Below are 16,966 nucleotides of genomic sequence, written 5' to 3' on the forward strand. Positions count from 1 at the left end.
ACGGTGGGGCTTTTTGTGGAGCCTCAACGGCCTCGCAAATTGCCCTTGTCATCGGCAATCACGATCTCCACACGGCGGTTCATGGCGCGGCCTTCGGGCGACGCGTTGTCAGCCACCGGGTGGGCCTTGCCGTAGCCGCGTGCGGCGATGCGGCTGCTGTCCACGCCGCGCTGCACCAACGCATCGCGCACGGCCTGCGCGCGGCGGTCTGACAGGTCCTGGTTGTAGCTGTCGCCACCCACGCTGTCGGTGTAGCCCTCGATCAACAGCTTGCGGTCCGGGAACTGTTTGAGAAAGTTCGCCAGCTTGTCCAGGCGCGGGCCGGCCTGGGCCGAGAGCTCGGCCTTGTTGAAGGCAAACAGCACATCGCCCAGGGTCACCAGTAAGCCGCGTTCGGTCTGCTGGGCTTCGAGTTCGCGCAATTGCGCTTCGAGTGCGCGCACGCGGTCTTGTGCCGTATTGGCCTGGGCCATGGCAGCGGTGGCTTGCGCCTGCTGTTGTGCGGCGCGTTGCTCGGCGCTCATCGCCTGCTGCTGGGCTTGCTGGGCGCGCAGGCGGGCCGCGTCAGCCTCTTGGGTGCGGGCCTGCAGACGGATGCGGTCGGCTTCGCTGCCTGCCTGTTTGATGTTGGCATCGAGCTGGCGTGCGCGGGCTGCGTTGGTGGCGATCTCAGCGCGTTGGCGGGCGATGTACGCCAGGTGGTTGGTCTCGGATGTATCGTGGTCGTCGGCCCACACGCGGTCGGCCTGGGCGAGCGCATCGGTGGCCTGCTTCAGTTCGAGCTGCGCGTACTGGTTCACAGTGGGGTCTCCGGCCGCGGTGCCCACTGCGGTGCGGGCCTCTTCCAGTGCCGGCGATGGCGTGGTGCTTGCGCACGCGGCCAGCAGGCCAACGGCAATCAGGCTGGTGCACAGGGCGGTGTTGCGATGAAAAAAGCGGTGCATGGTCAGGTGTTCCTTGAAATGGGGTGGGGCAATCGCGGGGGCCTCAACGGTGTGGTGCCTGAGGCGAAGCCAGGGGGCGCGGTGGCCCCATGGTTGGCGCTGGCTCAGCGGGGCGATCGGCGGTTGATTTCTTCTTGCAGTGCGCGGATACCGTCTTGCACTTGGGCGAGGTTGGCGGCATTGCTGGCCGCGTCTGCGCGGGTTTCAGCGACACGGGCATCTACCTCGGCCTCAGCGGCCAGGCGGCGTGCTGCCACATAGTCCTTTTCTGCCATCGCTTTTTCGGCCTGCATCAGCTTCTCGCGTGCTTGCTGCAGCTGCACGGGGGCGCTGGCGGCCACAGCTGGAGCAGCCGCCACGCGGTTGACGGTGGTGCGGGTGACCGCCATCTGTTCGGTGGGCGCCGGGGTGGAAGAACAGGCGGCCAGTGCGCCCAGTGCGAGTGCCGCGGTGGCGGTACGGATCAATGCGGATGAATGCATGGTGTGGTGGACTCCTCTGGAGGTGGTTGGGTAGGCCGTGCCGACGTATCGGGCGGGCCACCAGGGGGTTCTGGTGTTGATGCATTGTTGGGGCCCGCCCGGCAAGCAGGCGTAGGCCCTGCCTCTGTATTGCTGTGGGGCATGTCTTACGAACACTTGCAAACAAGGTGCCCACCATTTGCGTGAAAGAGAGTGGCTTGTTGCGTTCGGGAACTCTCATCTCCCCCAGGTCTCGATCAATGACAGCACGCGCACGCAGCGTGTTGTTGCGGGTGCCCTTCACCCGTACGCCACCTCCCATGGCCGTGGCCTCTGCGCGGGCGCTGCGCACGCCTGCTCCATCACCGCAACACAACGAAGAGGAGAGTTACTGCATGCCGCCATCCACCTTTTTTGCCTGGGTCCAGGAGACCACCTTTGCGGGCGTGCCGCTATGGAGCCTGTGTGTGGCCCTGGCGGCGGCTTTGGCCACCTACGCAGCCATCCTCGTGGTGCTGCACCTGCTGACCCGGCGCGCCAAGGTGTGGGCCACGCAGTCGCACAGTGGCATGGCGCTGACCCTGGTGGACGTGCTGGAAGGCACGAGCCGCACGCTGATGCTGGTGGTGGCACTGCTGGTGGGCGCAAGCCTGCTCGACCTGCCGGGCCGCTGGGAGAGCCGCCTGAGCCAGCTATGGTTTGTGGCCGTGGCGCTGCAGATGGGCCTGTGGGGCATGCGCGCGATTGGCATTGGCGTACGCCGCTATGTGGAGCGGCACTCGTCCAGCGGCATGACGCAGGTCAGCGCCTCGGCCACGCTGATGTCGTGGGGGCTGCGCACGCTGCTGTGGAGCGTGGTGCTGCTGGCCATCTTGTCCAACGTGGGTGTGAACATCACGGCCTTCATCGCCAGCCTGGGGGTGGGCGGTATTGCCGTGGCGTTGGCGGTACAGAACATTTTGGGCGACCTGTTCGCATCGCTGGCGATTGCGGTGGACAAGCCTTTCGAGGTGGGCGACTTCATCGTGGTGGGCAATGTGTCGGGCACCGTGCAGGTGATTGGTCTCAAGACCACCCGCATCCGCAGTCTGCAGGGCGAGCAGATCGTGATGTCCAACACCGACCTGCTCAAACAGACCATCAGCAACTTCCGCATGCTGGAGCGGCGGCGCATCGTGTTCACCTTTGGCGTAGCCTATGGCACCACCCCCGAGCAGGCCGAGGCCATTCCAGGCGTTGTGCGCAAGCTTATCGAGGCGCACCCGGAGCTGCGCTTTGACCGTGCACATTTCAAGGCGCTGGGCACCAACTCGCTGGACTATGAGGTGGTCTATATCGTCGAAGACCCGGCCTACAACCTCTACATGGACCTGCAGCAGTCCATCAACCTGGGGCTGCTGCGCGAGTTCAAAGCCATGGGGGTGGAATTTGCGTTTCCTACCCGCACGGTGCACATTGCCAGCGCGCCGCCGCAGGCACCTGCCGCGGCCATGCTCTGAGGCGGGGCAAGCCACCACAAACGCGCAGACGAAAAAAAAGCCGGCAGCCTTTGCAGGCGGCCGGCTTGAACAGGGTAGTTACCTCTAGCGCTTTTTCAACTTCTCAAAAAAGCTTACTTGGCGACCACGCGCACCATTTCCAGGCACTTGTTCGAGTAGCCCCATTCGTTGTCGTACCAGCTCACGACCTTGACGAAGGTGCCATCCAGCGCGATGCCAGCGTCGGCGTCAAAGATCGAGGTGCGGGTGTCACCACGGAAGTCGGTGGCCACCACCTTGTCTTCGGTGTAACCCAGCACGCCCTTCAGGGCGCCTTCGGACTGGGCCTTCATTTCGGCCTTGATTTCTTCGTAGGTGGCGGCCTTGTCCAGTTCCACCGTCAGGTCCACCACCGACACGTCGGAGGTGGGCACGCGGAAGGACATGCCGGTCAGCTTCTTGTTCAGGGCAGGAATCACCACGCCCACGGCCTTGGCAGCACCGGTGCTGGAGGGGATGATGTTTTCCAGAATGCCTCGGCCGCCGCGCCAGTCCTTGTTCGAGGGGCCATCCACGGTCTTTTGCGTGGCGGTGGCGGCGTGCACGGTGGTCATCAGGCCGCGCTTGATGCCCCACTTGTCGTTCAGCACCTTGGCCACGGGGGCCAGGCAGTTGGTGGTGCACGATGCGTTGGAGATGATGGCCTGGCCTGCGTAGGTGTCGTGGTTCACGCCGAACACGAACATGGGGGTGTCGTCTTTCGACGGAGCCGACAGGATGACCTTTTTGGCGCCAGCGTCCAGGTGCTTCTGCGCGGTGACCTTGTCCAGGAACAGGCCGGTGGATTCGATCACCACGTCGGCGCCGACTTCGTTCCACTTCAGGTTGGCGGGGTCGCGCTCTTGCGTGAGGCGGATCTTCTTGCCATTGACGATCAGGGTGTTGCCCTCGATCGCCACGGTGCCCTTGAAGCGGCCGTGCACCGAGTCGTACTGCAGCATGTACGCCAGGTACTCAGGCTCCAGCAGGTCGTTGATGCCCACGACTTCGATGTCGCTGAAGTTCTGGATGGCCGAGCGCAGCACGTTGCGGCCGATGCGGCCGAAGCCGTTGATACCAATCTTGATCGTCATAGGGAGCCTCTTCAAAGTTGCAAAGTCGAAATCATGAATGGGCCGCCGCGCGCCCGCTGGCAGCGGTGCGCAGCGGGCAAAGGGCGTTTTACCGGGCCTTCTTGGCGGGCTTCAGGCGGGCCGCGCCGATGGCCACCAGCACTGCGTCGGCCACGTTCTCTTCGGTGAATCCGAAATGCTTGAACAGCACAGGCGCGGGGGCCGATTCACCGTAGGTGTCGATGCCCACCACGGCGGCGCAGCCGTACTTCCACCAGCCGTCGGTCACGCCCATTTCCACGGCCACGCGCGGCACGCCCGCAGGCAGCACACTGCTCTTGTACTTGGCATCTTCGCGGTCGAAGGTGGTCGTGCTGGGCATGGAGACCACGCGCACGCCGATCTTCTTGTCGGCCAGCAGGCGCTGGGCTTTGAGGGCCAGCTGCACTTCAGAGCCGGTGGCAATGATCACGGCCACGGGCTTCTTCTTGATGCCCACGTCGGCAGGCTCGCTCAGCACGTAGGCGCCGCGCGAGATGTCGCCCAGGTCGCGCTTGGGCGCATAGGGCAGGTTCTGGCGCGACAGGGCCAGCACGGTGGGCTTGTTGCGGTTGGACAGGGCCACGCTCCACGCCACGGCGGTTTCTGCCGTGTCGGCGGGGCGCCAGACATCCAGGTTGGGAATCAGGCGCAGGCTGGCCACGTGCTCGATGGACTGGTGCGTGGGGCCGTCTTCGCCCAGACCGATGGAGTCGTGCGTGAACACGTGGATCACGCGTTGCTTCATCAGCGCAGCCATGCGGATGGCGTTGCGGCTGTAGTCGCTGAACGTGAGGAAGGTGCCGCCATAGGGGATGAAGCCACCGTGCAGCGCCACGCCGTTCATGATGGCGGCCATGCCGAATTCGCGCACGCCGTAGTTGATGTGGCGGCCACCGATTTTTTGGCCGTTTTCGAGCGCGGTCTGCACCACGTTGCCCTGCATGTCAAAGCGCAGATTGGGTGTGCTCTTGGTGTTGGTGAGGTTGGAGCCTGTCAAGTCGGCGCTGCCGCCCAGCAGTTCGGGCAGTGCGGCGGTGAAGGCTTCCAGCGCCAGCTGGCTGGCCTTGCGGCTGGCCACAGTCTCGCCCTTGGTGTGCGCTGCCACCACGGTGTCCACGGCCACTTGCGCAAAGTTGGCGGGCAGGTCGCCCTGCATGCGGCGGGAGTATTCGGCAGCCAGCTCGGGGAAAGCCTTGCTGTAGGCGGCAAACCGTTCGTTCCAGGTGGCTTCAGCGGCAGCGCCAGCGGCCTTGGCGTCCCAGCCGGCGTACACGTCTTCGGGGATCACGAAGGGCTCGCTGGTCCAGCCCAGGGCTTCGCGCGTGAGCGTGATTTCTTCGGCGCCCAGAGGCTCGCCGTGGGCCTTGGCGGTGTTCACGCGGTTGGGGCTGCCCTTGCCGATGTGTGTCTTGCACACGATGAGCGTGGGGCGCTCGGTCTGCTTCTTGGCTTCGACGATGGCTGCGGCCACCTTGTCGGCGTCGTGGCCGTCGATGGGCCCGATCACGTTCCAGCCGCTGGCCACAAAACGCAGGGGGGTGTTGTCGGCAAACCAGGGAGCAACCTGGCCGTCGATGCTGATGCCGTTGTCGTCGTACAGGGCGATCAGCTTGTTGAGCTTCCAGGCGCCGGCCAGGGACACGGCTTCGTGGCTGATGCCTTCCATCAGGCAGCCGTCGCCCAGGAAGGCGTAGGTGTGGTGGTCCACCACGGCGTGGCCTTCGCGGTTGAACTCGGCGGCCAGCAGCTTTTCAGCCAGCGCAAAGCCCACGGCATTGGTGATGCCCTGGCCCAGCGGGCCGGTGGTGGTCTCGACGCCGGGGGTGATGCCCACTTCGGGGTGGCCGGCGGTCTTGCTGTGCAGCTGGCGGAAGTTCTTCAGCTCGCCGATGGGCAGGTCATAGCCGGTGAGGTGCAGCAATGCGTACAGCAGCATCGAGCCGTGGCCGTTGGACAGCACAAACCGGTCGCGGTCAAACCACTGGGGGTTGGTGGGGTTGTGCTTGAGGTGGCGGCTCCACAGTGCCACGGCCATGTCGGCCATGCCCATGGGGGCGCCGGGGTGGCCGGAGTTGGCTTGTTGAACGGCGTCCATGGCCAATGCGCGGATCGCATTTGCCATCTGTTGGGATTGCTGGGTGTTGGCCATGGGGGGAGGGTTCAAGAGGGGTGGTGCAGGGGAAACCCGGTATTTTACCGGGGCGCGCTGCACTCACCCAGCGTGTCTTCGCCCGGGCTGCTCCAAGGTGGCTTCTGGAATGCTGTACGCCGCCCCTGGGTTTGGGGGCATGGTGCGCCAGATGTGGCGTCGCCCACCGCACTTCATGGCTGCGGGGTTGACGCTGGCTACAGGTACGGTGCAGCGGCTCCGTGCGGCTTTTCAGGGGACCTGCACAAACACTGGCGCGGACAGCGGGCCTTCGTTGCCTGCCGCGTCCAGCATGCTGACCTGGTAACCCCGATGACCACGCGGAGCAGCGGTGTCTGTAAAGGTGATTCCGCTGACGGTGGCGATCAGCACGCCATCTCTGTAGACCCGATAGCCTGCAGCCCCGGACGCGATGAACGCCTGCTTGACCGCCTGCATCTGCGGATTGCTGCTGGATTGCGGCAAATACCCGTAGTTGATGGTCCACACCAGGGTGCCGCCCAAGCCTTGCTCACGCACCCACTGGCCTTTGGCAGCGATGGAGCGCTCGTCTTCGAAGCTCAGGTAGGTCACTGGCGTGTTAGGGCCGCGATTCCACGGCGGGGAGTAGGTGATATAGCTCTGTTTTGCCACGTCATCCCAATGGTAGGTGGCGCCCGTCCGGCCGAAGGCGTTGTCTTGAACCAGGCGCTGGTAGTTGTTTTCCCAGTCGCCATTGTTCATCCAGCCTTGCATGCCATTCATGCTCTGGCGCGGTCCGGTGACAGGCTTGTTGTAGTAGGCGCCATACAAACCGATGCCGATGCCCAGCTTGGAGCGTGGCACGCCTGCGTCAAGGTAGGCCTGGACCGTCGATTGGATCGACGTTGGATGTAGTTCACCTGCTCCGAACAAAGGGGAGTGGTGCCATGACAGCCAGCCCCAGTCGCCCGCCATGCTGTAAGTCATCAAATTGAAGCGATCGACTGCGGCTGCCACTTCGACGTGCCAGGGCGTGATGTCGGACTGGTTCTGGTTGACCCAGAAACCAGGCCAGCTTAGTTCCAGTGGCGCGTTGGGTGCTTGGTATCGGACCCTTTGCGCGGATGCGACACGTAATTCACGCAGAAGTGCCAGGGCCTGGGCGCGTGAGGTGGCCGTGTCCAGGTTTTCTTCCCAGTCGATGTCCACGCCGTCGTAGTTTTTCTGTACGGCCTTGTTCAGAATGTTCTGGATGAAACGTGCACGAACCGTGGGGTCAGCGGTGGCGGCCAGAAATCCGGGGCCGTCACTATCGCCCCCTACCATCATCACCGCCTTAACCCCCGCAGCATGGGCCTTGGCGATCAGCGCACTCTCCACCTCTGGCGAGTGCCCTCCACCCGCTCCTTCGAGCAGATCACCCGCCCGGCCGCCTGGGAGGGACCCGAGCGCTGGTGCGTAGCGTCCGAAAACGAAGTGTGTCATCGTGCTCATGTCCACGGCTTCGGGTGGATAGGTCTCCCAGAACCAACCTGCGTAGTAGCCGTTGACCCACTTGCCGCTGCGGGCCACCGGGTCCCAAGCCAGACTCACCCCGCGGGCGGAAACCGTCGCACTTACCCCGCTGACCGGGGGAAGCGGGTTACTGGCCTCTACCGTAACCTGCGCGGTGGCCGTGGTGCTCTTGCCGGCGCTGTCGGTACAGGTCAGGGTGTAGGCGGTGTTTGTGGTGGGACCTACCAGTTCGCTGCCTTCTGTGGCGCGCGGGCCGCTCCATCCGCCCGACGCGGCGCAGCCCGCTGCGTTGTTCACCTGCCAGGCCAGTCGCGCGCTCTGGCCTGCGGTAATGCGGGGCGGCGTGGCCGTCAGGCTGATCGTGACGGGCGGTGGCGGCGTCTTGCGCACCGTGACGGTGGTGGATGCGCTGGCCGTGGCACCCGCCGCATTGCGGCAACTCAGACCATAGGTGGTGGTTGCGGCAGGCCGCACGGTGGCACCGCCGTTGGTGGCCTGTTCGCCGGTCCAGCCGCCGCTGGCGGCGCATGCGACGGTGTTTTCGGTGGTCCATGTCAGGATGCTGCTGCCCCCCATATCAATGGCTTCTGGCTGGGCCGTGAATGCGCGGATGCGTGGGGGTTCTGGTGGGGGCGGGGGCGTTGTGGTGGGCGTCAACCCCTCAATGAAGAGCTGCGCCAGCCCTTCGCCCCCGGCCTCAAAATACTCCATGCGCACGGTGTGATGGCCTTCCGTCAGCCGCAGGGATGCGGAGTCCATCGCGATGCTGTGCCGAGCCCAGTGGTTGATGATCCGTTTCCCATCGACGTACAGGCGCACTCCGTCATCTGTGAAGGTGGTGAACTTGGCGGCTCCAGCGGCGAACGGCAGGCTTGCCGTCCAGCGGGCTGAGAACGCGTCCACCGGCAGGCGCGCGTCGGGGCTGTTGGTCATCCAGTAGTAGTCGATGGGGCCCTTTTCGCACCGGGCCAGCACGGCGGCCCCGGACAGGCTGGTGTTGGGGAAGTATTCCGCCAGCCACTGGCCGGGCGCGCAATCGAGCGCGAGCGCCTGGGTGCTCGCCAGGAGCAGACCAGCTGCTATGGCACGCACCCGAGGTGCGAAGTGTGGTCTGGCTGCAGCGTCGTGTGGCATGGTTGTCCTGTTGTCTTGGTGCGTGAAATATGTGGAGACATCGCCGCGGCAGTGGCTCGCAGCCGTTTTGGAGTAAAAAAGTGAGCAACCAGCGCTTGATTGACAAGCGCTGAGAGCCATTTCTATAGATGTATGAGCATGCGTCAGCCAGTCATGGCAAGTCGTTCTTGACGCTGCCCGCTGTGCGCCCTGCGATCCTTGCTCGCACTGCGGGGCACAGTGGTGCCGAGCCGTCCAACAAAAAGCGCATGCGACCACTCTGAAGCAGCGCCATACCGGCGATCAGCACTGACAGCAGAATCAAGCCCCATTCAGACAATGTGGGAATGTTTTGCACACCACCCACCGCGCCGGGTACTGGCGTGACGGCGGCCGACGGAGGTGCTGATGCGTTGCCGCCCGCGGTGTTGGCGGTCACCGTGAAGGTGTACGCCGTGCCGTTGGTCAGGCCCGTCACGGTGCACGAGGTGGCAGGTGCCTGCACGGTGCAACTCGCGCCGCCAGGTTGGGCGGTCACTGTGTATGACGTGGGCGGGGTGCCCCCCACGGGGGGTTGCCAGGACACCGTAACCCGGCCATCGCCAGGGGTGGCGCTGACATTGGTGGGCGCGTTGGGTGCTCCCCCGGCCAGCACGCGCAGAGTGACCGCATCGGATGCCATGCCGTTGGCGAACAGCGTGAGCTGATACAAGCCCGCAGTGACCCCCGACGGCATGGGGCGCCCAGTGAAGGTGGTGGCGTTGGAGCTCTCTGCTGCGAGCCAACGGACGTCCCCGTTGTCTACGCGCTGCATGCGCACCAGGGGCACGTTGGTGGCAGATTGACTGAAACCGCCGCCGCTGCCTTCGCTGTCGCCCGTAAAACGCAGTCCGCCCAATTGCATCGCCGAGCCATGCGCAACCTGTGCCGGCGCCGTTGTGATGCGCGGGCGACGCGCATCCGAAACACCCAGTTTTCCACCGTAGAGCAGTGCTGTGGCAGCGCCGTTGGCCAGACCGCCTGCGATCAGTACCTGTCCATTCGCCAGCACAGTCGCGGTGTGGTGGTTTCTCCCCTGGGGCAATGGGCCAGCAGTCCGCCAGGTTCCGGCACCTGGGTCGTAAACCTCCGCTGACCCTATGCCAGCCCCGTTGTACATACCGCCGGTGACCAGAACGCGGCCATCGCTCAGGAGCGTTGCCGTGTGGACAACGCGCTTTTGCTGTAGGTCGCTGGTGGGTTGCCAGGCGTTCGTCGCGGGGTCAAATATTTCAGCGCTGTTCAGGTAGGTGAAGTTGGCTGTGCCTCCTGCCACCAAAACCCGGCCGTCCGATAGCAGCGTTGCCGTGTGCTGGCTCCGCGCACCTTGCATACTTGGGCCTGATGTCCAGGCACCCGTGCGGGGGGTGTAGAACTCCACCGTAGCGGTGGTTTGCCCGTTCACCGCGTCTCCGCCCACCAGCATGACGCGTCCGTCGCGCAGCAGGGTCGCCGTGTGCCCATTGCGCGGCGTCAACATGGACCCTGCGGACAGCCATTGGTTGGTCGCTACGCTGTAAATTTCCGCCTCTCCCACACCGCCGTTGTTGGTTCCTCCTGCCACAAAAACGTCGCCACCTGGCAGCAAAGTGGACGTGTGCACATACCGTCCGTGGGTGAGCGAAGGAGCTGTGGACCACCGATTGGATGTAGGGTCGTACAGTTCGACATCGTCGAGGGAATATGCGCCCCCCACCACTAATACGCGACCATCGGTCAGCAGGGTTTGCGTGTGGTACTGCCGTGCCTTTGCCATCGGTGCAGCCGCTTGAAACTGGCCACTGGCGAAGTGGTAACGCAGCGCAGTGTTGGAGGGCTGGTTGGAACCACCGTTGGGAATGAGACCACCAGCGATAAGTACAGTGCCGTCGGGCAGTGCAGTGGCTTTGTGATAAGCCCGCAGTGCGGGCAACGGGCCAGTCGCGGCGGGCGCCAGCGTATCTGCGCTAAACAACTCAGCGCTGTCGAGAGCCCCGGCACCACCCTGGCCGCCGATCATGAGCACATCGCCGGTATGCAGCACCAATGCGGTATGCATGCTGCGCGCTGCGATCATGGGTGAAAAAACGTTGATCGAACCCGATGGTGGGTTGTAAATCTCAGCCGTGTCGATGGGTATTCCTCCCGCCTCGCCCCCGCTGAGCAGTACTCGTCCGTCGGGCAGCAGGGCCGCGGTATGCCGGGTGCGAGAAGCGTTCAGCGTTGCCGAGGGAGTCCAGGTGTCGGCGGCGGGGTCGTACAGCAAGGTGCTGGCCAGCGCACCGCTTGCATCATTGCCACCGGCTAAGAACACTTTTCCATCGGGGAGCAGGGTCGCAGTGTGGTCAAAGCGAGGTGACGGCAGCGCTGCCACGGAGGCCCACGTGCCGGTCGATGGGTTCCAGATTGCCACCGCTTTGGTGGAGGACTGGCCGTTGTCGATACCTCCGACCACGAGCACGCGTCCGTCATTCAGCAGCGTGGCTGTGTGCTGGCGCGCGCCTTGGCCCGGCATTTGTGCGATGGAATCCCAGCTCTGCGTCTCGGGGTCATAGATTTCTGCCGATCGCCGCGCTTCAGCGCCAGATTTCCCTCGGCCGCCGACGATGAGCACGCGCCCATCCTTGAGCAGCGTGGCGGTGTGGTACTCACGTTCTACGCTCAGGGAGCCTACCGTGGTGAACTGGCCCACTTGTGAATCGAAGATTGCGGCCGATGTCTGCGAAACGTTTCCGTTGCTTCCGCCCGCAAGCAATACCGTACCGTTGCGCAGCAACGTTGCTGTGTGGCGAGAGCGGGCCCCGCTGAGCAGTGTCGGCCCGGCAGTCCATTTGCCGGTGCCCGTGTCATAGATCTGGGTGCTCGCGTTGGTGGCGCTGCCACTGCGCCCTCCGGCCACGAGCACGCGGCCATCATTCATCTCGGTGGCGGTGTGCTCATAGCGTGCGGTGGCGAAGCTGACCGCTGGTTGCCACCCTGCAGCGCTGGCCACGGCCGCGCTGGTCACTCCCAGCCAAAGGGCGGCGGCCCTCAGCACGCGCCGCGTATTCGCGGCCAGTGCGGTATCTGTCATGCGAAATCCCTTCCAAAGAAAACAAAATGGGCCCGCTACGGGCCCGTGGTGAATTCTTTAGAAAAGAGGCCATGGCGGCGACAGCCGTTCAGCGCAAATTCACAGCCGACTGTTCGGTGGGGCGTCGGCACCGGGCGTGACACCGCGCTCTCGCTTGTAGGCGCGCGCGAGGATCGCGCCTGTGGAATACCCCACGGCATCGGCCACTTGCTGCAAGGTGAGGCGCTGCTCTTTGAGCAAGCGCTCCGCCAGGTGCAGTCGCCACCGCGCCAGGTAGCGCATGGGCGGAAGCCCCGTCTGCGCCTGAAATCGCTGGGTGAACTGCGTTCTGCTCATGTGGCACAGCGCGGCCAGCGAGCTGGCTGTCCAGGGCTGGGCGCAGCGGGTATGGATGCTCTCCAGCGCGACCAGAAGGCGCTCGTCCCGCAGGGGGGTGACGTCTCTGGCTGGGCTCTGCACTGCACGCCGAGGATCGTTCAACCACGCGAGCACCAGCCGCTGCATGAGTGAATTCATGACATGCGTGAGCCCGACGCCATTGCCACCTCCCCGAATGTCGGCCATCCACGCGACCAGTTGCGTCATGGTGGGGAGCCAGGTCATCGCATCCGCCTTTGCCAATACGAGGACGGGCGGCAACGAGGCCATCAGTGGATGGGCAGAGAGATCAGAGCGCCAGTAGAAACTGCCGCTCCAGCGCTCGTCCGCCGATGGTGGTGCGTTCGCCGCGTGCCCCATCACGATGTCAAAGGATTTGCCGCGTCGCTTTAAGCCCTGGCCCACCAGGTCAGAAAATTGCTGCAGTGGTGCACGCTCATCGGTATAGATGCGGTGGCGCCCTGCGTGCGGCAAAAACACGACGTCTCCCGCATTCAGGGCCAGCGGGGCGTTGTTCTCCCAACACAGCCGGCAACCCTCGCTACCCACGATGTACAGCGGCGAGCGGCTGCGGCTGGTGATCTCCACGTGAAGAGGCGAGTCACATTGAAACTGAAAATGCAGAAAGGGTTCGAACGTGAGGCTGTTGACCATCGCCTCATGGGATCGGTTCGTGGGCGCCAAGGCTGGGCGTGCCTGGTCGGTGACGTTGTGGGTCGGATTGCCGACGATGGGGGCGGGGGATTCTGCACGCGCCTGAAGGGGCCATGCGGCATCTCTCATGGGGGCTCCATTGAATAGGATTGGGTGCGTGCATGCACCCCAGGGAGCGCGATTGTGTGGGGCGGTGGCGGTGTGTACCAGTCCCCCGGGGGGGAATGGCGTTGCGACCCAACTGCTGCTAGTGCTGCTGCAGAATCCGGCCCAGGCTCTCCCAGTCGGCGGCGCCGGTGACTTCGAAGATGGCCCGCAGATGCTTCTTGAGCGCTGCCGCGCCTACGCCTGTACGTTCCATGCACTCGCTGCGCGCGTGGCCGATACCCGCCAATAGTGCGATTTCGCGTTGCAACGGACTGAGTGGCAAAGCAAGGACGCGACGCACCACATCAATGCAGCGGGAGTGCTCCAGTTGAAGCGTCAGAATGACCTGGCCGGCCCCCCCTGCCAGAGAGTGCAGTTCGTGCGCTTTGGCCACCAGCCAGCCGTGTGGAACGGGCACGCGCGATGTGCCCTCCTGTGGCAAGCCCAAACGCTGCAACAGATCCTGCGGCAAGTTTTGCGGCCGGCTTGATCGCGAGTCATCGCGCACGCCGAGTCCGGCCAGGTTGGCTTGACGCAGCAGCTCGGTGGCGGCCGCATCCATCAGCAGGGGGCGCTGATCGGCGGCATCCAGCAGGATATGGCCTGTGGCACCGAACCGCCCGGTTTCCCAGCGGGTGATGAGCGAGGTGGGCTTAAAAGCCCGTGACAGGCTGATGCAGGCACGCTCCAGCATCCTGGCCTGGGCATCGCTAAAACCGGGGCCAGGCTCCAGAAACAGCGCCGCAATGGCGCGTGTGCGGCCCTCCACCTCGACGCGAAGATCCAGCGTATGTTGGTGGCCGCTGGCGCGCACCAGAAGGTTGTAGCTGTTGGACCGAAAGTACCTTGCCCCCGGGGCCAGGAGTCGACCGACCCGAGGGCCGTCGGTCTTGGCAAGTTCCAGCACGTTCGTTTCCCCGGGGCCGTTGAACAGACGCAGGTATTCGTTGAGAAACAGATCCTGCGTGGATGCGGGTGAGTCCTCGTGGTGAAACCCTGCAGGAAGGCCGTCTTCGTCCAGCCAGAAAAGCGCTGCGGCGTCGGCTCCGACCAGCGTGCGCAACACCGCGCAGACGTCAGGTGCGACCGGCGCAAGCCCTAGGCCCAGGTCGCAGAGCATGTCGAGCTGTTGCCAGAGCCGCTGCTGCGAGGCGACGGTTTTGGGAGTGCTGATGGCCTGCGGGCGCATTGGGCTGGGATCTGTGCAAAGGCTAAGCGGGCATTATCGGCAGCCCGAAACTGGTTGGCGCGATCCGGTTGGCAGAAAATTGAAGCTCTTTGTGCGGTTGCGCGCTTGCGCCAAGCCGGCCGCGACCCGCCCGCCGATGCACTACAGTGCACCCCCATGCACGGATTGCACCTCACTGCCGATCTTCATGGCTGCCGATGCGCGCCCCACTGGCTGCTGGACGCGGACGCACTGGGCCGCGCCTGCACCGTGGCGGTGCAGGCATCGGGGCTGCAGGCGGTTGCCCAGCTTGTTCATGCGTTTCCTTCCACGGGGCATGGGCCTGGAGGAGTCACTGCCACGGTGTTATTGGCAGAGTCCCACTTGTGTGTCCACACTTGGCCGGAGCAGCGGGCGGTCACCCTCGACGTCTATGTCTGCAATTTTGGTGCGGACCACTCGGGAAAAGCGCATGCGCTGATGAATGCTTTGCTGGCACTTTTTGACCCTGTTGCCGCCGAGCGCAACGCGCTGCAGCGCGGCGCCGTTGTGCAAGAACGTACGCCATGAATCCTGGGGTACACGTATCTTCCCAAGTCCCCGCATTGCTGCTGGCCGCAGGCCGGGGCGAGCGCATGCGCCCGTTGACCGACAGCATGCCCAAGCCGCTGCTGCAGGTGCAGGGCCAGCCACTGCTGCAGTGGCACCTGCAGGCTTTGCTGGACGCAGGTGTGGAGCGGGCGGTGATCAACACCGCATGGCTGGGTGGACAGATCAGTGCGCATTTTTCTAGCATTTTTGCCTCCAAGCGCAGGAAAAATATGCCTGAGCAGCTATCAATTTCATACTCCCACGAAGGGGTGGACTTTGGTGGCGCGCTGGAAACCGCTGGCGGTATCGCCCGTGCATTGCCGCAGCTTGGCCCGGTGTTCTGGCTGGCCGCAGGCGATGTGTTTGCGCCCGATTTCGTGTTCGACAGCGCAGCGGTGGCTGCCTTCGAGGCCAGCGACCATCTGGCCCACCTGTGGCTGGTGCCCAACCCCACCCACAACCCGCGTGGCGACTTTGGCCTGTCGGCCGACGGCCTGGCGCTGAACCTACCCGCCGACGACCCCGCACCGCGTTACACCTACAGCACCATCGCCCTGCTGCGCGCCGAGCTGTTTGCAGGGCCCTGGTGTGACATTCCGCCTGGCAATCCGGGCGGCATCAAAGCCCCGCTGGCGCCGCTGCTGCGCCGGGCGATGGACAATGGCCGCGTCAGTGCGCAGCTCTACACCGGCCGCTGGACCGATGTGGGCACGCCAGAGCGGCTGGCCGAACTCAATTCCTATTCTCACGACGCGCCATGAACACCACCGTGCCTGTCTCCGTCTATGCCCAGCGCCGCGCGCACCTGGCTGCCCAGCTGGGCCCCGGCGGCATTGCCATCATTCCTACGGCGCTGGAGCGTCCGCGCAACCGGGACAGCGACTTTCTGTTCCGCCACGACAGCTACTTCTATTACCTGACAGGCTTTACCGAGCCTGGCGCCTGCATGGTGCTGGCGAACGATGGCCGCAGCACGCTGTTCTGCCAGCCCAAGGACCTGGAGCGTGAGATCTGGGACGGCTACCGCCTGGGCCCGGCTGCTGCGCCTGCGGCCTTGGGGGTGGACGCCGCGCATTCGATGGCCGAACTGGACAGCAAACTGCCACGCCTGCTCGAAAACACGGCCTGCGTCTGGTACCCGTTTGCCACGCACATCGGCCTGGCCGCGCGCGTGGAGGGCTGGCTCAATGTGGTGCGGGGGCGCGTGCGCTACGGCGCCATCTGCCCTGCCGAGCAGAACGATTTGTGCACGCTGCTCGACGAGATGCGCCTGTTCAAGGACGCGCACGAGCAGGACATCATGCGCCGTGCCAGCGCCATCAGTGCGCAGGCCCACATCCGCGCCATGCAGCGCTCGGCCCGCATGCTGCGCGCCGGGGAGGATGTGCGTGAATACCACCTGGATGCCGAGCTGCTGCATGCGTTCCGCGATGCGGGCTCGCAGTACCCGGCCTACAGCTCCATCGTGGCCGCCGGTGCCAACGCCTGCGTGCTGCACTACCGCGCCGATGCAGCCCCGGTGCGCGATGGCGAGCTGGTGCTGATCGACGCGGGCTGCGAGCTGGACAGCTACGCCAGCGACATCACCCGCACCTTCCCCGCCAACGGAAAATTCACGGGCCCACAGCGTGCGCTGTACGACCTGGTGCTGGCCAGCCAGGACGCGGCCGTGGCTGCCACCAAGGCGGGTGCCCGCTTCAACGACCCGCACGACGCCACGGTGGCCGTGCTGGCGCAGGGCATGCTGGACCTGGGCCTGCTCGACAAGAACAAGGTGGGCACCGCGCAGGACGTGATCGACAAGCGCGCCTACTTCCAGTTCTACATGCACCGCACCAGCCACTGGCTGGGCATGGACGTGCACGACTGCGGCAGCTATGTGGAGCCCGGCGAGGTGGGGCAGACCAGCGAACGCAAAGACCCGCTCTCGGGCGAAACGATCACCAATCGCCCCAGCCGCATCCTGCGGCCCGGCATGGTGCTGACCATCGAGCCCGGCATCTACGTGCGCCCCGCCGACGGCGTGCCCGAGCAGTTCCACAACATCGGCATCCGCATCGAAGACGATGCCATCGTCACCGAGACGGGTTGTGAGCTGATCACGCGCGGTGTCCCGGTGAAGGCCGACGAGATCGAAGCGCTGATGCGCGCCTGAGCGTGGG

General features: G+C 64.7%; 12 protein-coding genes. 4 read left to right on the top strand and 8 right to left on the bottom strand.

Annotated elements, in window-relative coordinates; translation table 11 throughout:
* Positions 1–23: 23 nt before the first annotated feature.
* Positions 24–944, bottom strand: a complete 921-nt coding sequence (locus ASD75_RS03105) for an OmpA family protein (RefSeq protein ID WP_056743012.1) — start codon at positions 942–944, stop codon at positions 24–26.
* Positions 945–1,048: 104 nt separating this feature from the next.
* Positions 1,049–1,426, bottom strand: coding sequence for a DUF4398 domain-containing protein (locus ASD75_RS03110; RefSeq protein WP_056743014.1), 378 nt, complete (start codon positions 1,424–1,426; stop codon positions 1,049–1,051).
* A gap of 374 nt (positions 1,427–1,800) precedes the next feature.
* Here ASD75_RS03110 and ASD75_RS03115 point away from each other — a divergent pair, with 374 nt between their 5' ends.
* Entirely contained in the window at positions 1,801–2,904 is a 1,104-nt protein-coding gene (locus ASD75_RS03115; RefSeq protein WP_056743016.1) for a mechanosensitive ion channel family protein, read from the top strand.
* Between the two features lie 113 nt (positions 2,905–3,017).
* Here the strand turns inward: ASD75_RS03115 and gap are convergent, their stop codons facing one another.
* The 6 genes from gap to ASD75_RS03145 all read right to left on the bottom strand — a co-directional run bounded on the left by gap (position 3,018) and on the right by ASD75_RS03145 (position 14,234).
* On the bottom strand, positions 3,018–4,016 hold the full coding sequence (gap, locus tag ASD75_RS03120; RefSeq protein ID WP_056743018.1) for a type I glyceraldehyde-3-phosphate dehydrogenase: 999 nt from the start codon (positions 4,014–4,016) through the stop codon (positions 3,018–3,020).
* 88 nt (positions 4,017–4,104) lie between these two features.
* Positions 4,105–6,186, bottom strand: coding sequence for a transketolase (gene tkt / locus ASD75_RS03125; protein ID WP_056743021.1), 2,082 nt, complete (start codon positions 6,184–6,186; stop codon positions 4,105–4,107).
* 231 nt (positions 6,187–6,417) lie between these two features.
* On the bottom strand, positions 6,418–8,796 hold the full coding sequence (locus tag ASD75_RS03130) for a glycosyl hydrolase family 18 protein (RefSeq protein ID WP_056743023.1): 2,379 nt from the start codon (positions 8,794–8,796) through the stop codon (positions 6,418–6,420).
* 151 nt (positions 8,797–8,947) lie between these two features.
* On the bottom strand, positions 8,948–11,866 hold the full coding sequence (locus ASD75_RS03135) for an IPTL-CTERM sorting domain-containing protein (RefSeq protein ID WP_056743025.1): 2,919 nt from the start codon (positions 11,864–11,866) through the stop codon (positions 8,948–8,950).
* Positions 11,867–11,965: 99 nt separating this feature from the next.
* Positions 11,966–13,027: an AraC family transcriptional regulator gene (locus tag ASD75_RS03140; protein WP_235511527.1), complete on the bottom strand. Its 1,062-nt coding sequence runs from the start codon at positions 13,025–13,027 to the stop codon at positions 11,966–11,968.
* Between the two features lie 118 nt (positions 13,028–13,145).
* Entirely contained in the window at positions 13,146–14,234 is a 1,089-nt protein-coding gene (locus tag ASD75_RS03145; protein WP_056743027.1) for a hypothetical protein, read from the bottom strand.
* A gap of 156 nt (positions 14,235–14,390) precedes the next feature.
* On the opposite strand from ASD75_RS03145, the gene ASD75_RS23045 reads away from it, so the two are divergent.
* From ASD75_RS23045 to ASD75_RS03155, 3 genes are read left to right on the top strand one after another with little or no spacing between them, the layout of a single operon-like run.
* Positions 14,391–14,783: an S-adenosylmethionine decarboxylase family protein gene (locus ASD75_RS23045; protein WP_082564865.1), complete on the top strand. Its 393-nt coding sequence runs from the start codon at positions 14,391–14,393 to the stop codon at positions 14,781–14,783.
* Complete coding sequence (locus ASD75_RS03150; protein ID WP_056743029.1) at positions 14,780–15,565, top strand: nucleotidyltransferase family protein; 786 nt, start codon at positions 14,780–14,782, stop codon at positions 15,563–15,565. Before ASD75_RS23045 ends, ASD75_RS03150 begins: the two co-directional genes overlap by 4 nt.
* Positions 15,562–16,959 carry an aminopeptidase P N-terminal domain-containing protein gene (locus ASD75_RS03155; RefSeq protein WP_056743031.1) on the top strand — a complete coding sequence of 466 codons (1,398 nt, stop codon included), beginning with the start codon at positions 15,562–15,564 and terminating at the stop codon, positions 16,957–16,959. Before ASD75_RS03150 ends, ASD75_RS03155 begins: the two co-directional genes overlap by 4 nt.
* Positions 16,960–16,966 lie beyond the last annotated feature (7 nt).

The organism is Acidovorax sp. Root568, from assembly GCF_001427445.1.
GTDB classification, from domain to species: domain Bacteria; phylum Pseudomonadota; class Gammaproteobacteria; order Burkholderiales; family Burkholderiaceae_C; genus Acidovorax; species Acidovorax delafieldii.

Bases quoted from the DNA above. Each gene is read 5' to 3' on its own strand.
- ASD75_RS03110 (WP_056743014.1), bottom strand. From the start codon at position 1,426: ATGCATTCATCCGCATTGATCCGTACCGCCACCGCGGCACTCGCACTG.
- ASD75_RS23045 (WP_082564865.1), top strand. From the start codon at position 14,391: ATGCACGGATTGCACCTCACTGCCGATCTTCATGGCTGCCGATGCGCG.
- gap (WP_056743018.1), bottom strand. From the start codon at position 4,016: ATGACGATCAAGATTGGTATCAACGGCTTCGGCCGCATCGGCCGCAAC.
- tkt (WP_056743021.1), bottom strand. From the start codon at position 6,186: ATGGCCAACACCCAGCAATCCCAACAGATGGCAAATGCGATCCGCGCA.
- ASD75_RS03130 (WP_056743023.1), bottom strand. From the start codon at position 8,796: ATGCCACACGACGCTGCAGCCAGACCACACTTCGCACCTCGGGTGCGT.
- ASD75_RS03140 (WP_235511527.1), bottom strand. From the start codon at position 13,027: ATGAGAGATGCCGCATGGCCCCTTCAGGCGCGTGCAGAATCCCCCGCC.
- ASD75_RS03105 (WP_056743012.1), bottom strand. From the start codon at position 944: ATGCACCGCTTTTTTCATCGCAACACCGCCCTGTGCACCAGCCTGATT.
- ASD75_RS03145 (WP_056743027.1), bottom strand. From the start codon at position 14,234: ATGCGCCCGCAGGCCATCAGCACTCCCAAAACCGTCGCCTCGCAGCAG.
- ASD75_RS03155 (WP_056743031.1), top strand. From the start codon at position 15,562: ATGAACACCACCGTGCCTGTCTCCGTCTATGCCCAGCGCCGCGCGCAC.
- ASD75_RS03115 (WP_056743016.1), top strand. From the start codon at position 1,801: ATGCCGCCATCCACCTTTTTTGCCTGGGTCCAGGAGACCACCTTTGCG.
- ASD75_RS03135 (WP_056743025.1), bottom strand. From the start codon at position 11,866: ATGACAGATACCGCACTGGCCGCGAATACGCGGCGCGTGCTGAGGGCC.
- ASD75_RS03150 (WP_056743029.1), top strand. From the start codon at position 14,780: ATGAATCCTGGGGTACACGTATCTTCCCAAGTCCCCGCATTGCTGCTG.